The organism is Neorhizobium sp. LjRoot104 (genome assembly GCF_964253725.1).
Taxonomy (GTDB): domain Bacteria; phylum Pseudomonadota; class Alphaproteobacteria; order Rhizobiales; family Rhizobiaceae; genus Neorhizobium.
This window is the reverse complement of the sequence record NZ_CAXURS020000001.1, coordinates 231,795-245,412: the sequence shown is the minus strand read 5'-3', so window position 1 is coordinate 245,412 and position 13,618 is coordinate 231,795. Positions and strand designations below refer to the sequence as shown.

Annotated in this window: 11 protein-coding genes; 8 read left to right on the top strand and 3 right to left on the bottom strand. The window is 63.1% G+C overall.

From position 1 onward, the window contains the following. Positions 1-119 precede the first annotated feature (119 nt). Both aceA and ACSQ8R_RS01185 read left to right on the top strand, forming a co-directional pair. Complete coding sequence (gene aceA, locus ACSQ8R_RS01190) at positions 120-1,409, top strand: isocitrate lyase (RefSeq protein WP_436251699.1); 1,290 nt, start codon at positions 120-122, stop codon at positions 1,407-1,409. A gap of 33 nt (positions 1,410-1,442) precedes the next feature. Beyond that, complete coding sequence (locus tag ACSQ8R_RS01185; RefSeq protein WP_038583760.1) at positions 1,443-1,682, top strand: SMc00767 family acetate metabolism repressor; 240 nt, start codon at positions 1,443-1,445, stop codon at positions 1,680-1,682. A gap of 13 nt (positions 1,683-1,695) precedes the next feature. On the opposite strand, the gene ACSQ8R_RS01180 is transcribed toward ACSQ8R_RS01185, so the two are convergent. After that, complete coding sequence (locus ACSQ8R_RS01180) at positions 1,696-2,559, bottom strand: LysR family transcriptional regulator (protein WP_436251698.1); 864 nt, start codon at positions 2,557-2,559, stop codon at positions 1,696-1,698. 90 nt (positions 2,560-2,649) lie between these two features. Here ACSQ8R_RS01180 and ACSQ8R_RS01175 point away from each other — a divergent pair, with 90 nt between their 5' ends. After that, positions 2,650-2,973 (top strand): hypothetical protein, encoded by a 324-nt coding sequence (locus ACSQ8R_RS01175; protein WP_436251697.1) that lies wholly within the window; start codon positions 2,650-2,652, stop codon positions 2,971-2,973. A 12-nt stretch (positions 2,974-2,985) separates the two neighbouring features. On the opposite strand, the gene ACSQ8R_RS01170 is transcribed toward ACSQ8R_RS01175, so the two are convergent. Together ACSQ8R_RS01170 and ACSQ8R_RS01165 are read right to left on the bottom strand one after the other, a co-directional pair. Continuing rightward, a complete protein-coding gene (locus ACSQ8R_RS01170; protein ID WP_436251696.1) occupies positions 2,986-4,821 on the bottom strand; it encodes a methyl-accepting chemotaxis protein in 1,836 nt (611 codons plus the stop codon). A gap of 499 nt (positions 4,822-5,320) precedes the next feature. Beyond that, positions 5,321-6,502 carry an NAD(P)/FAD-dependent oxidoreductase gene (locus tag ACSQ8R_RS01165; RefSeq protein ID WP_436251695.1) on the bottom strand — a complete coding sequence of 394 codons (1,182 nt, stop codon included), beginning with the start codon at positions 6,500-6,502 and terminating at the stop codon, positions 5,321-5,323. 126 nt (positions 6,503-6,628) lie between these two features. Here ACSQ8R_RS01165 and ACSQ8R_RS01160 point away from each other — a divergent pair, with 126 nt between their 5' ends. The 5 genes from ACSQ8R_RS01160 to edd all read left to right on the top strand — a co-directional run bounded on the left by ACSQ8R_RS01160 (position 6,629) and on the right by edd (position 13,575). Further along, positions 6,629-8,068 carry a glutamine synthetase family protein gene (locus tag ACSQ8R_RS01160; RefSeq protein ID WP_436251694.1) on the top strand — a complete coding sequence of 480 codons (1,440 nt, stop codon included), beginning with the start codon at positions 6,629-6,631 and terminating at the stop codon, positions 8,066-8,068. An 11-nt stretch (positions 8,069-8,079) separates the two neighbouring features. Continuing rightward, positions 8,080-9,381, top strand: a complete 1,302-nt coding sequence (locus ACSQ8R_RS01155; RefSeq protein ID WP_436251693.1) for an NAD(P)/FAD-dependent oxidoreductase — start codon at positions 8,080-8,082, stop codon at positions 9,379-9,381. Positions 9,382-9,483: 102 nt separating this feature from the next. Further along, a complete protein-coding gene (gene zwf / locus ACSQ8R_RS01150) occupies positions 9,484-10,956 on the top strand; it encodes a glucose-6-phosphate dehydrogenase (protein WP_436251692.1) in 1,473 nt (490 codons plus the stop codon). A gap of 5 nt (positions 10,957-10,961) precedes the next feature. Continuing rightward, positions 10,962-11,660 carry a 6-phosphogluconolactonase gene (pgl, locus tag ACSQ8R_RS01145; RefSeq protein WP_436251691.1) on the top strand — a complete coding sequence of 233 codons (699 nt, stop codon included), beginning with the start codon at positions 10,962-10,964 and terminating at the stop codon, positions 11,658-11,660. Positions 11,661-11,757: 97 nt separating this feature from the next. Next, positions 11,758-13,575 (top strand): phosphogluconate dehydratase, encoded by a 1,818-nt coding sequence (gene edd, locus ACSQ8R_RS01140; protein ID WP_436251690.1) that lies wholly within the window; start codon positions 11,758-11,760, stop codon positions 13,573-13,575. Positions 13,576-13,618 lie beyond the last annotated feature (43 nt).

Below are 13,618 nucleotides of genomic sequence, written 5' to 3'. Positions count from 1 at the left end.
TAACCCCTTTACCGCTGCGTGTTGCGTATCTTTTCTGGCAGTGCAGCATTCTATTCTGTAAATTCGGTCACATCAAAACCGCTCCCGGGCGGCTGGCAGACTTACACTGGAGGAAAGCAATGACAGATTTTTACACGCTGGTTCCCGGCGCACCAAAGGGCCGGTTCGAAGGTATTGAACGCCCCTATTCCGCCGAGGACGTGAAGCGGTTGCGCGGCTCGGCCGAGATCCGTTATTCGCTCGCCGAAATGGGCGCCAATCGGCTGTGGTCGCTGCTGGGCAAAGAGGATTTCGTCAACGCGCTTGGCGCGATGACCGGCAACCAGGCCATGCAGCAGGTCCGGGCCGGGCTGAAGGCGATCTATCTGTCCGGCTGGCAGGTTGCTGCCGACGCCAACACGGCATCCGCGATGTATCCGGATCAGTCGCTCTATCCGGCCAATGCGGCGCCGGAACTGGCGCGGCGCATCAACCGCACACTGCAGCGGGCCGACCAGATCGAGACCGCCGAAGGCAAGGGCCTTTCCGTCGACACCTGGTTCGCGCCGATCGTCGCAGACGCGGAAGCCGGGTTCGGCGGGCCGCTCAACGCCTTCGAGATCATGAAGGCCTTCATCGAGGCGGGTGCCGCGGGCGTCCATTACGAGGACCAGCTCGCATCGGAAAAGAAGTGCGGCCATCTCGGCGGCAAGGTGCTGATCCCGACCGCGGCGCATATCCGCAACCTGACCGCCGCGCGGCTTGCCGCCGACGTCATGGGCACTCCGACGCTGGTCATCGCCCGCACCGATGCGGAAGCGGCAAAACTGCTCACCTCGGATATCGACGAGCGCGACCGGCCCTTCGTCGACTACGATGCCGGGCGCACGGTTGAGGGCTTCTATCAGGTGAAGAACGGGCTCGAACCCTGCATCGCCCGCGCCGTCGCCTATGCACCCTATTGCGACCTCATCTGGTGCGAGACATCGAAGCCGGATCTCGAACAGGCCCGCCGGTTCGCCGAAGGGGTCCACAAGGTCCATCCGGGCAAGATGCTCGCCTATAACTGCTCGCCGTCGTTCAACTGGAAAAAGAACCTCGACGACGCGACGATCGCCAAGTTCCAGCGGGAGCTGGGCGCGATGGGCTACAAGTTCCAGTTCATCACGCTCGCCGGCTTCCACCAGCTGAATTTCGGCATGTTCGAACTCGCCCGCGGCTACAAGGACCGCCAGATGGCCGCCTATTCGGAGCTGCAGGAAGCGGAATTCGCGGCCGAAATCAACGGCTACACCGCCACCAAGCACCAGCGCGAGGTCGGCACCGGCTATTTCGACGCTGTCTCGGTCGCCATCACCGGCGGACTTTCGTCCACCACCGCGATGAAGGAATCCACCGAGCACGACCAGTTCAGGCCGGCTGCGGAATAGCCCCAAGAACTCATCACCAGGAGGAGAACCGACATGAACATCCAGACCCACGTCAAGGAACGCGCCGAAGAACAGTCGACCGCGATGACACCCGACCAGCAGGCGGCAATCCGTACGCTTGCCAACGACCTGCATCGCCTCAACCATGCAATCATGAAGGCGGTCGAGGCCGGGGTCTCGGTGGAACTCGTCCGCTCCGCCCGCCACCATGGCGGCGACGGCCACTGGGGCGACCTGATGATCCCGGTCATCGTCACCAATCGGGTGCAGTGACCGGAAGACACGTCTAGGGCTGGCGGCCCGCGAAGAGCGGGCCGTGAGCCCGGACGAACTTCACCATCCGATCGACCACCGCGCGGATGTCCCGGCGGTGGCGATCGTCATTGTTCATGACGATCCACTGGGCGTGCCGGAGACTTTCGATCTCACCGCCGACCCGCTCCAGCCGCATGTCCTGGTCGCCCACGAAACAGGGCAGGACAGCGGTTCCGGCCCCGCCCAGCGCCAAGTCGCGCAGCGAGCGCGGACGGTTGACGGTGACCGCCACCTGCGCCGCCCGCTCCTGATGCGGCCAACGCAGATAGGCGGAAATCGCGTCCTCCTCCGAGACAGCAAGCCAGCGGTCGGCAACCGAGGGGTGGGCTTTGCGGGCACGATAGGCCGCATAGGCGACCTCGCCGAGCCTGGTCGCAGCAAGGTTCGGCTCCTCCGGCTCGAAGGCGCGGATGCCGATGTCGCTTTCCCGGTGCATCAGGCTCGCCCGCCGTTCGGCGACATAGAAATCGAGGCGGAAATCATCGCGCTCCGTGCGGATAAGCGAGAGATTGCGGGTGAACATCCAGGCAAGCCAGGTGCCACAGGCGACCCGCACCAGCGTCGAACCGGCCCCCTCCCGTTTCCAGCTCTCGATGCGCCGGGCGGCGCCTTCCATCTCCAGGATCTGGGCAAACAAGGCAGACCCATCGGCGGTCAGCTGATAACCGGTACGGCTGCGTAAAAACAACGGACGCCCGACGGCCTCTTCCAGATCGAGCATCCGCCGGCCGATCGTCGCGGGGCTCAATCCGGTCGTGCCGGCAGCACCGGATAGCCCGCCGAGGCGGGCGACCTGCATGAAAAGTTCATAGGCGTCCCAATTGACATTTTTCATGGGTGAAAGACATAGCGGGAATCTGGCGGTACAAGAAGCAGTTTTGGAGGTTTAATAGAGGAGACGATTTCCACAAACGGAGGAATTCCGATGTATGAGAACATCGTCGCAGCCGCCTTTTCGTACTTCTTCCGAACAAATCCCGTTCGTCGCGATATCGCAGCGGAGAACGATTTCTACGAACGTTACGCCCAACCCTATCCGCGCTGGTTCGTCAGCCTGCAGCGGTTGATGGACAAACGTAAAACGACAACGGGCGGCATCGCTGCCGCCCAAGGGATCGGGCCCGGTCTATCCGGTGGAGCAGGCGAAGGCCAAGGCTCCGACTGCTCCTGTCTCAGGCAACAATACCGGACGGTGCCTAAGCAGTGTGGCACCCGATTTCCCGGGGTGCCGGGCTCACCATCACTTTGACATCGCCGGATATTATGCCGCGCGAGAATAACCCGAGCGGCTATTCGCATCGATGCGGAACTGCTCCACCAGTTCAAGCAGGGCCTCCGCTTCGCTTGCAAGGCGCCGGCTCGCTTCCGTCGTCTCGCCGACCATCGCGCCATTCTGCTGGGTCATCTGGTCCATGCGGTTGACGGAATTGTTGATGTCCTGCAGCGCCGCCGATTGATCCTGGCTGGCTGTCGCGATCATTTCCACATGCTGGCTGACGCCGGTGATCTGCTGGCTGATCGATGCCAGCACTTCGCCCGCCTGCTGCACAAGGCCGGCACCGGAGCTCACTTCCTGGCTCGACTGGGTAATCAGGTCCTTGATCTCCTTGGCGGCGCCGGCAGAACGCTGCGCCAGTTCGCGAACTTCCTGCGCGACGACCGCAAACCCCTTGCCGGCCTCACCGGCCCGGGCTGCCTCGATGCCGGCGTTGAGCGCCAGAAGGTTGGTCTGGAAGGCGATGTCGTCGATGACCTCGATGATCAGCTCGATCTTGCCGGAAGCCTCCTCGATACGTCCCATGGCGGCAACCGCGTTGCTCACCACCGTACCGGAGCTGTCGGCACTCTTCTTGGTGATCGCGACCGCCCGGTCGGCCTCGCGGGCTCGCTCGGCCGAGGAACGAACCGTTGCGGTGATCTCATCGACCGCGGCGGCCGTCTCCTCGAGAGAAGCCGCCTGGGTTTCGGTGCGCCGCGAAAGTTCGGTCGAGGAATGGCTGAGGTCGGCACTGCTTTTCTGGATGGAAAGCGTGCTTTCGCGGATGTGGGAAAGCGTGTCGCGCAGCCGGACGATGGAGCCGTTGAAGTCGGTGCGGAGCTGTTCCAGCCGGCCCGAGTACTGTGTCTCGATTGTGCTCGACAGGTCGCCCTGAGCCAGGCGGGCCAAAGCCGTACCCAATTCGCTGACGGCAGTGTCGATCTGACGGTCGACAAGCTGTTTTTCGGCGTCGTTGCGGCGGCGCTCGGCCTCCGCTTCGGCGCGATCCTCGGCGCTGCGGCTTTCCATCCGCTGTTTCTCGCGCGCCGCTTCCCGGAAGACTTCCAGGGCGCGAGCGATGTTGCCGAACTCGTTGCGGCGTTCGGCATAGGGTATTTCGGTAGCGTCATTGCCCTGGGCAAGCCTATGCACGACGCCGGTCAGCACGCCGAGCGGCCGGAGCAAGACTCGAAGCGCGAACAGGCTTGCGATGCCGACAACGAGAAGAGCGCCAAGCGACGTGCCGATGAGGATATAGCCCAAGGTGGCGATATGGGCGAAATAGACTTCCATCGGAATGCCGATGAAAAGCAGGCCGGTGACGCCGTTCGAGGCGTTGGTGATGGGGAAATACCCCGTCATGAAATCCTTGCCGAACAGGACAGCAGGCCCGAAATAAGCTTCCCCGCGCGCCAGGAACGGCTGCGCCGGGTGTTCCGCGGCAAGCTTGGTGCCGACCGCCCGTTCGCCCTTTTCCGTCTTCACATTGGTCGATATCCGGACATAGTCACTGCCCTTCTTTTCGAACAAGGTCGCGACGCCGCCGATGGCGGCTGCCGTGCGATCGACCATGTCGTGATCTTTCACCGCGCTCTCGGCCTGGCTGACACGGATGACCGTGCCGTCACGGATCTCGGTTTTGGCGCCATCCAATTCCAGATCGTAGAGCAGGCTCATGGTGCGTATTGCCTTGCGAGCATCGTTCCTGGCCGTATCCATGATATCGCCGCGCAGGTAGGTATAGGTGAGGCCACCTACCGCTATCACCGCAACGAAGATCATGAAGAGGCAAAGGAGAACGATCCGCGACACCACGGATGACGGCAGGATTTTGATCATGACGGCCAGCTTCCCCGCAAAACTATGAACTGACCCAGTATCAGCGGCGGAAGTGAAAATTTGCTAAATTTGAATCTAGTGAATTAAAGGGGGCCATCGATGTGCGGAGCTGACGCAAACCTGAGATCGGGAATGCGCGGAACAATAGGCCAGCGCTCCGCGAGCGTGGCTTGAGACCGCCGCCGTTCAGGCGCACGGTGAGATCGAAGAGCGGGTGCTCTTAGAAAAACAACGTCGGAAGCGCGAGGAGGGCTGCCGTTGCTCCGATGGCGATCGCGAGAAAACGGAGGCAAATGAGCTTCTGGTTATCCTGAACCTTGGCGATTGCTATTGCGCGGGCACGGCTGGGTCTCTGCATGGAAACGGGCACTCCAAGGCGGTTGCTCTGGCGCTCCAGCCGCCACCGGCAGGAAGCGCATGCCCGCCTTAAACCACAGGATTTGGCTGGCATTAAGGCAGGATGGCGTGCCCATATTAACAAGTGCTGAATCAACCCATACTACAATGCTTCCCCACAAACATGGCCCGAAGCCCAGGCCCATTGGAAATTATAACCGCCGAGCCAACCGGTCACGTCAACGCATTCGCCGATGAAATAAAGCCCGGGCACCGACTTTGCCCGCATGGTCTTCGAATCCAGCTCGGAGGTGTCGATGCCGCCGAGTGTCACCTCGGCCGTGCGGTAACCTTCCGAGCCGGCGGGCCGGATGACCCAGGTCTGGATGGAGGCAGCCAGGCCCTCGATAGCCTTGTCGGGAAGATCGGCGAGATGCCCCGTCAGGCCGCGGTTTTCGACGAAGAACTGAGCAAGCCGTTTGGGCAACACCTCCGCCAGCACTGTCTGCGCCGCATGGCGACCGTTGGCCTTGCGGGCGGCCTTCAGGATCGCTGCGATATCCAGGTCGGGCTCGATGGAGAGCGTCACGTCGTCGCCTTCCCGCCAGTAGGACGAGATCTGCAGGACCGACGGGCCGCTCAAGCCTCTATGCGTAAAGAGCAGCGCCTCGCGAAAAGTGGTCCTGCCGTGGCGGACTTCGGCCGGCACCGCGATGCCGGAGAGCGGTGAGAGCTTTTCGAGCAGGTTCGGATCGAGCGTCAGCGGCACGAGCGCCGGCCGCGTCTCGACGATCTTCAGGCCGAATTGTTTGGCAATGTCGTAGGCGAGGCCGGTGGCGCCCATCTTGGGGATCGACTTACCGCCGGTCGCGACAACCAGGGATCCGGCCTCCACCGGTCCATCTGAAGTGCCGATGCGGAAACCCTCGGGCGTCTTTTCGATCGAGGCAATCTGTTTTTGCAGTTCGAGCGTAACGTTCGCCGCCTTCATCTCCGACAGCAGCATGCGGATGATGTCCTTGGCGCTGTCGTCGCAGAAGAGCTGGCCGAGCGTCTTTTCGTGCCAGGCGATGCCGTGGCGTTCGACCATGTCGACAAAATCGCGCGGGGTGTAGCGGGCGAGCGCCGACTTGGCGAAATGCGGATTGGCGGAGAGATAGTTTTTCGCCGTTGCATGGATATTGGTGAAATTGCAGCGGCCGCCGCCGGAAATGCGGATCTTCTCGCCCGGCGCCTTGGCGTGGTCGAGGACGAGCACCGAACGGCCGCGCCCGCCGGCCCGGATGGCGCACATCATGCCCGCCCCGCCGGCGCCCAGAACCACCACGTCGAATTTCCGCGTCACCGCATTCTCCTTGTTTCGATATCTGCTGTTTTCGATCGGCAACTCAAAGTCAATGGCGTCTCCCTCTCGCCATTCGCCAATCCGTGGTTATGATGGAACATCCGATCAACCCCACCCCGATGTGTCATGCCGCGCAAAAAAACCGCCCCCGCCCTCGCAACCGGCACCGTGGCGAAGGCCGCAACTGCCCAGCCGACGCTCACCTCGCTCAGAGGGGTGGCGGACTGGCGGGAGGCCGCCGCCTGGCTTCGGGCACGCGGGATCGAAGACATCGAGTGCATCACGCCCGATCTGGCCGGCGTGCCGCGCGGCAAGATGATGCCGTCCTCGAAGTTCACCTCGAACACCTCGCTGGCGCTGCCTTCCGCCCTCTACCGGCACACGATTTCCGGCGAATACCCGGAAGAGACCGGCACGTTCCGCTATGAGCCGCGCGACAGCGACCTGAAGCTGGTGCCGGATCTTTCGACCCTGGCGGTGGTGCCCTGGGAGACCGACCCGACCGCGCAGGTGATCTGCGACATCGTCGATACCGAGGGCAAGGCGGTCCCCTATACGCCGCGCAACGTGCTGAAGAACATCCTCAAGCTCTATGAGGAGCGGGGCTGGAAGCCGGTCGTGGCGCCGGAAATCGAATTCTACCTCGTCGCCAAGAACGACGATCCGGACTATCCGCTTCACCCGCCGAAAGGCCGATCGGGCCGGTCCATCCTCGGCGGCCAGGGCTATTCGATCGCCGGCATCAACGAATTCGACGAGCTGATCGACGACATCTACCATTTCTCGGAAAAGCAGGGCCTCGAGATCGATACGTTGATCCACGAGGAGGGGCCGGCGCAGCTCGAGATCAACCTGCGCCATGGCGACCCGATCGAACTCGCCGACCAGGTTTTCATGTTCAAGCGCACGATTCGCGAAGCAGCCCTGAAGCATGGCATCTACGCCACGTTCATGGCCAAGCCGATGCAGGGCCAGGCGGGTTCGGCGATGCACATCCATCAGTCGGTCGTCGATATCAAGACCGGCAAGAACGTCTTCTCGAATCCGGACGGCTCCGCCTCGAAGGAATTTTTTTACTTCATCGGCGGCATGCAGACCTATGTGCCGAAGACGCTCGCGATGATGGCGCCCTATGTGAACTCCTACCGCCGCCTGACGCCGGACATGTCCGCGCCGGTCAACAATGCCTGGGGTTATGACAACCGGACGACCGCCTTCCGTGTACCGGTTTCGGATGCAAATGCCCGCCGCGTCGAAAACCGCCTGCCGAGCTCGGACGCCAATCCCTATCTCGCGCTCGCGGCCTCGCTCGGCTGCGGCCTGCTCGGCATCATGAACGCCATCGAGCCGGGCCCGCCGACCGAGGATACCGCTAACGAAGGATCGATCGAACTGCCGCGCGGCCTGCTCGAAGCCGTGTCGCTGCTCGAATCCGATCCGGCGCTCGCTGGCGTCTTCAGCCCGGAGTTCATCGGCCTCTATGCCGGCGTCAAGCGCGGCGAGTTCGAGACCTTCATGCAGGTGATCAGCCCCTGGGAGCGGGAATTCCTGCTTCTCAACGTGTGAGGGTTGGCCTCTTGGATACGTGGCAGAGCCCGATCGCGCCGGGGATTTCCTGGTATCAGGCAACCGTCGGTGAGCGGCCGGCCTATCCGGCGCTCGACGGGTCGAAGATGGTCGATGTGGCGGTCATCGGCGGCGGTTATACCGGGCTGCAGGCGGCCTACAATCTGGCAAAGGCCGGCATTTCGGTCGCTCTGATCGAGGCCAGCCGGTTCGGCGACGGGGCGTCCGGCCGGAATGGCGGACAGATGGGCACCGGGCAGCGCTGGTGGCCGGAAGATCTCGAAAAGGAAGTCGGCTACGAGCGCTCCAAGGCGCTGTTCGACATGGCCGAGGATGCCAAGCGGTACCTCCTCGACTTTGCCGAGGCCCACGGCATCGACATGGACTACATGCGGGGGCAGATCAATGTCTCCCACAAACGGGGCCACGAGAGGGAATACCAGGCGACCGCCGAGATCGCGGCGGAGCGCTACGGCTATCCGCATCTCTCGTTCATGGACGGCCGGGAGACCGCCGAGCGGCTCGGCACGAAAGACTATTATTGCGGCGTGCGCGATACCGGCACCGGCCATATCCATCCGCTGAAGCTGCTGGTCGGGCTTGCCCGCGTGGCGCAGGCGGCCGGCGCGGCGATTTTCGAGATGACGCCGGCTACGGCGATCGAGAAGACCAGGAACGGTCCGGGCGGGAAGATCCTGGTCAAGACGCCCAAAGGCACCCTGACCGCCGACCGGGTTCTGATCGCCACCAATGCCTATATCGGCAATCTCGAACCGGTTACATCAGCGCATATCATGCCGATCGGCTCCTTCATCGCCGCGACCGCGCCGATCGACGATTTTCCCGGTGTCCTCCCCGGTGGCGAGGCCGTTGCTGATTCGCGGTTCGTGGTGCGCTATTTCCGCAAGAGCCGGGACAACCGGCTGCTGTTCGGCGGCCGCGAGGTCTATACCTCAAGCAACCCGGCAGACACGGCAAACGCCATCCGCAGGCAGATCGTCGAGACCTATCCGGCGCTGAAAGACGTTGAAATCACTCATGCCTGGGGTGGAAATGTCGGCATTACCATGCCGCGCCAGCCTTTCGTGCGCGACGTCATGCCCGGGGTCACGTCGATCGGCGGTTATTCCGGCCACGGAGTGATGCTGTCAAACTATTGTGGCAAACTTTATGCTGATATGGTCGGCGGCAAGGCGACGGATCTCGACCACCTCGCCGCACTCAAAATTCCCGCCTTCCCGGGCGGGCCCCGCATGCGGACCCCACTGCTTTTCCTTGCCCTCACGTGGTTTGCGCTGCGCGACAGGCTCTGACAAAGCAAGGTCCGTAACACACTTGAAAAGCCAATTCGGGCTAGCGTTTTTAAATCGATTAGAATAAGTATGCACCCAACCATGCAGGACGAAAGAACAGCGATGAGCAGCCAGATCATCCCAGTTGAACCCTTTGATTGTGTCGTCTTCGGCGGTACCGGCGACCTTGCGGAACGCAAGCTCCTCCCGGCCCTCTACCACCGGCAGATCGAGGGCCAGTTCACCGAGCCAACCCGCATCATCGGCGCCTCGCGCAGCGCGCTTTCGCATGAGGATTATCGCAAGTTCGCCCAGGATGCCCTGAAGGAGCATCTGAAAAAGGGCGAATACGACGAGGCGGAAGTCCAGAAATTCCTCCAGCGGATCTATTACATCTCGGTCGATGCCAAGGCCGAAGGGGGTTGGGCGGAACTCAAGAAGCTGCTCGACGACGGCAAGGAGCGCATCCGCGTCTTCTACCTCGCCGTCGCCCCGGGTATTTTCGGCCCCATCTCCGAAAAGATCCGCGACCACAAGCTGATCACCAAATCGACCCGCATCGTCGTCGAAAAGCCGATCGGCCGCGACCTCGCCTCGGCGCTGCAGCTCAACGACATGATCGGCAAGGCCTTCCACGAAGACCAGATCTTCCGCATCGACCACTATCTCGGCAAGGAGACGGTGCAGAACCTGATGGCGCTGCGCTTTGCCAACGCGCTCTATGAGCCGCTGTGGAACGCCGACCATATCGACCACGTGCAGATCACGGTCGCCGAAGCGGTGGGCCTCGAAGGCCGCGCCGGTTACTACGATACGGCCGGCGCACTGCGCGACATGGTGCAGAACCACATCCTGCAGCTCCTTTGCCTCGTCGCGATGGAAGTGCCCTCCTCCATGAATTCGGAATCGGTGCGTGACGAAAAGCTCAAGGTGCTGCGCGCCCTGAAGCCGATCACCGAGGCCAATGTCGAGCAGATGACGGTGCGCGGCCAGTACCGCGCCGGCGCATCCGCGGGCGGCCCCGTCAAGGGCTATCTCGACGAACTCGAAGGCGGTGTTTCCAATACCGAGACCTTCGTCGCCATCAAGGCGGAGATCGGCAACTGGCGCTGGGCCGGCGTTCCCTTCTACATCCGCACCGGCAAGCGGCTCGCAGCCCGCATGTCCGAGATCGTCATTACCTTCAAGCCGATCCCGCACAATATCTTCGATGCCGCGGCCGGCCGCATTTCGGCCAACCAGCTGATCATCCGCCTGCAGCCGGATGAAGGCGTCAAGCAGTCGCTGATGATCAAGGACCCAGGCCCGGGCGGCATGCGGCTGCGCAACGTCTCGCTCGACATGAGCTTCGCGGAAGCCTTCTCGGTGCGCAACCCGGACGCTTATGAGCGCCTGCTCACCGATACGATCCGCTCCAACCAGACGCTGTTCATGCGTCGCGACGAAGTGGAAGCCGCATGGCACTGGGTCGATCCGATCCTGAAAGGCTGGGAAGCGGCCGGCCAGCAGGTGCAGGGTTATACCGCCGGCACCTGGGGTCCGAGCCAGGCGATCGCTCTCATCGAGCGCGACGGCCGGACATGGCATGAAGGTTGAGGGTCATGACCGCAAGCATGCATGAATTTGCCGATGCCGCCGCCCTCGCCGCCAGTCTGGCGGACGAGGTCGCGGCACACCTTGAAGCGGCGATCCGCGACCGGGGCACCGCCTCGATCGCGGTCTCGGGCGGCTCCACCCCGAAGAAGTTCTTCGAGGCACTGGCGACCCGTGACATAGACTGGGGCAAGGTAACCGTGACGCTGGTCGACGAACGGTTCGTGCCGGCTGACAGCCCGCGTTCCAACCATCTCCTGGTGTCGACGCATCTTCTGAAGGACAAGGCGTCCGTCGCCAGGTTCATACCTCTCTACTACGAGGCGCCGTCGATCGATGAAGCAGCCGTCATCGCGACCGAAAAGACAGCCGGCATCGGCAATCCGTTCGACGTGGCGGTCCTCGGCATGGGCGGAGACGGCCATACGGCGTCATTCTTCCCGCATGGGAACAATCTTGCCCGAGCGCTCGACCTTTCCGGCCCCCGCGGCGTTCTGACCATGCAGGCGGAAGGGGCCGGCGAAGAGCGGCTGACCTTCTCGTTTGCCAGCCTTGCGGATGCTCGTTTCCTGGCGCTGCATATCGAGGGCCAGAGCAAGAAGGACGTGCTCGAAGCGGCAAAGGCCGGTTCCGACGAGACGGACATGCCGATCCGCGCCGTGCTTAACCGAGCCTCGTCGCCGCTGCAGATTTTCTGGGCGCCTTAAAGCGCCGACTTTTCAACACGAGCAATCCCGGTGGCTTAGGGCCTTTCCGAAGGTCCTGCCCCTCCCGAGCCGGGGTTGCGCACAAGAGGACAAGACCATGGCCGCTCATTCCAGCATCGAGGCAATCACCGCCCGTATCGTCGAACGCTCGAAGCCGCACCGCGAAGCCTATCTCGACCGCCTGCGGCGGGCGGCCTCGCGGGGGCCGCACAGATCGACGCTCTCCTGCGGTAATCTCGCCCACGGCTTTGCGGTCTGTTCCCCCGCCGAGAAGGAGGCGCTCGCCGGAGACGTCGTCCCGAACCTCGGCATCATCACCGCCTATAACGACATGCTCTCGGCCCACCAGCCCTACGAGACCTTTCCGCCGATCATCCGCGAGGCCGCACGGGAAGCCGGCGGCATCGCCCAGGTCGCCGGTGGCGTGCCGGCCATGTGCGACGGCGTCACCCAGGGCCAGCCGGGCATGGAACTGTCGCTCTTCTCGCGCGACGCGATCGCCATGGCGGCCGGTATCGGCCTGTCGCACAACATGTTCGATGCAGCCGTCTTCCTCGGCATCTGCGACAAGATCGTCCCGGGGCTCGTCATCGCGGCGCTGAGCTTCGGCCATCTGCCATCGGTCTTCATCCCCGCCGGCCCGATGACAACGGGCCTGCCGAACGACGAGAAGTCGCGCATCCGCCAGCTTTATGCGGAAGGCAAGGTCGGCCGCGCCGAACTGCTCGAAGCGGAATCGAAGTCCTATCACGGCCCCGGCACCTGCACCTTCTACGGCACCGCCAATTCCAACCAGATGCTGATGGAGATCATGGGGTTTCACATGCCCGGCGCCTCCTTCGTCAATCCGGGCACGCCGCTGCGTGAAGCACTGACCCGCGAAGCCGCCAAGCGGGCGCTCGCCATCACCGCCCTCGGCAACGAGTTCACGCCGGCCGGCGAGATGATCGACGAGCGCTCGATCGTCAACGGCGTCGTCGGCCTGCATGCGACCGGCGGCTCGACCAACCATACGCTGCACCTCGTCGCAATGGCGCGCGCCGCCGGCATCCTGCTCACCTGGCAGGATATTTCCGAACTTTCCGATATCGTGCCGCTGCTTGCCCGCGTCTATCCGAACGGGCTTGCCGACGTGAACCACTTCCATGCCGCCGGCGGGATGGGTTTCCTGATCAAGCAGCTCCTGAAAACCGGCATGGTGCATGACGACGTGCGCACTGTCTTCGGCCATGGGCTGGAAGCCTATACGGTCGAGGCAAAGCTGGATGCCAATGGTCAGGTCACCCGCGAGGCGATCCCCGACCAGAGTGGCGATCCCAAGGTTCTCGCGCCGATCGAGACGCCGTTCCAATCGAATGGCGGCCTGAAGATGCTCAAGGGAAACCTCGGCAAGGCGGTCATCAAAATTTCAGCCGTCAAGCCGGAACGTCACATCATCGAGGCGCCGGCCATCGTCTTCCACGACCAGCAGGCACTGCAGGACGCGTTCAAGCGCGGCGAACTCAACAGGGATTTCGTCGCGGTCGTGCGCTTCCAGGGACCGAAGGCGAACGGCATGCCGGAGCTGCACCGCCTCACCCCGCCGCTCGGCGTTCTCCAGGACCGCGGCTTCAAGGTGGCGCTGGTCACTGACGGACGCATGTCCGGCGCCTCCGGCAAGGTGCCGGCGGCGATCCACATCACCCCGGAAGCCTCGGACGGCGGGCCGATCGCCAGGATCAAGGACGGCGACATCATTCGCCTCGACGCGGTCGCCGGCACGCTGGAAGTGCTGGTGGACGCTGCGGAATTTGGAGCCCGCGTGGCCGTCGTCGTCGATCTTTCCGAGAACGAGTTCGGCATGGGGCGCGAACTCTTCGCCCCCTTCCGCCGCCATGTCGGCACCGCGGACATGGGCGCCAGCGTGTTTGCGTAAACGGGCTGGTTGCCGGCAGAAACGAAAACAGCGGCCGTGGAGC

Excerpts from the sequence above, each read along its gene's own strand:
- ACSQ8R_RS01160 (WP_436251694.1), top strand. The coding sequence starts at position 6,629 with ATGCCGCGCAAAAAAACCGCCCCCGCCCTCGCAACCGGCACCGTGGCG.
- ACSQ8R_RS01185 (WP_038583760.1), top strand. The coding sequence starts at position 1,443 with ATGAACATCCAGACCCACGTCAAGGAACGCGCCGAAGAACAGTCGACC.
- pgl (WP_436251691.1), top strand. The coding sequence starts at position 10,962 with ATGACCGCAAGCATGCATGAATTTGCCGATGCCGCCGCCCTCGCCGCC.
- ACSQ8R_RS01180 (WP_436251698.1), bottom strand. The coding sequence starts at position 2,559 with ATGAAAAATGTCAATTGGGACGCCTATGAACTTTTCATGCAGGTCGCC.
- ACSQ8R_RS01175 (WP_436251697.1), top strand. The coding sequence starts at position 2,650 with ATGTATGAGAACATCGTCGCAGCCGCCTTTTCGTACTTCTTCCGAACA.
- zwf (WP_436251692.1), top strand. The coding sequence starts at position 9,484 with ATGAGCAGCCAGATCATCCCAGTTGAACCCTTTGATTGTGTCGTCTTC.
- ACSQ8R_RS01170 (WP_436251696.1), bottom strand. The coding sequence starts at position 4,821 with ATGATCAAAATCCTGCCGTCATCCGTGGTGTCGCGGATCGTTCTCCTT.
- aceA (WP_436251699.1), top strand. The coding sequence starts at position 120 with ATGACAGATTTTTACACGCTGGTTCCCGGCGCACCAAAGGGCCGGTTC.
- edd (WP_436251690.1), top strand. The coding sequence starts at position 11,758 with ATGGCCGCTCATTCCAGCATCGAGGCAATCACCGCCCGTATCGTCGAA.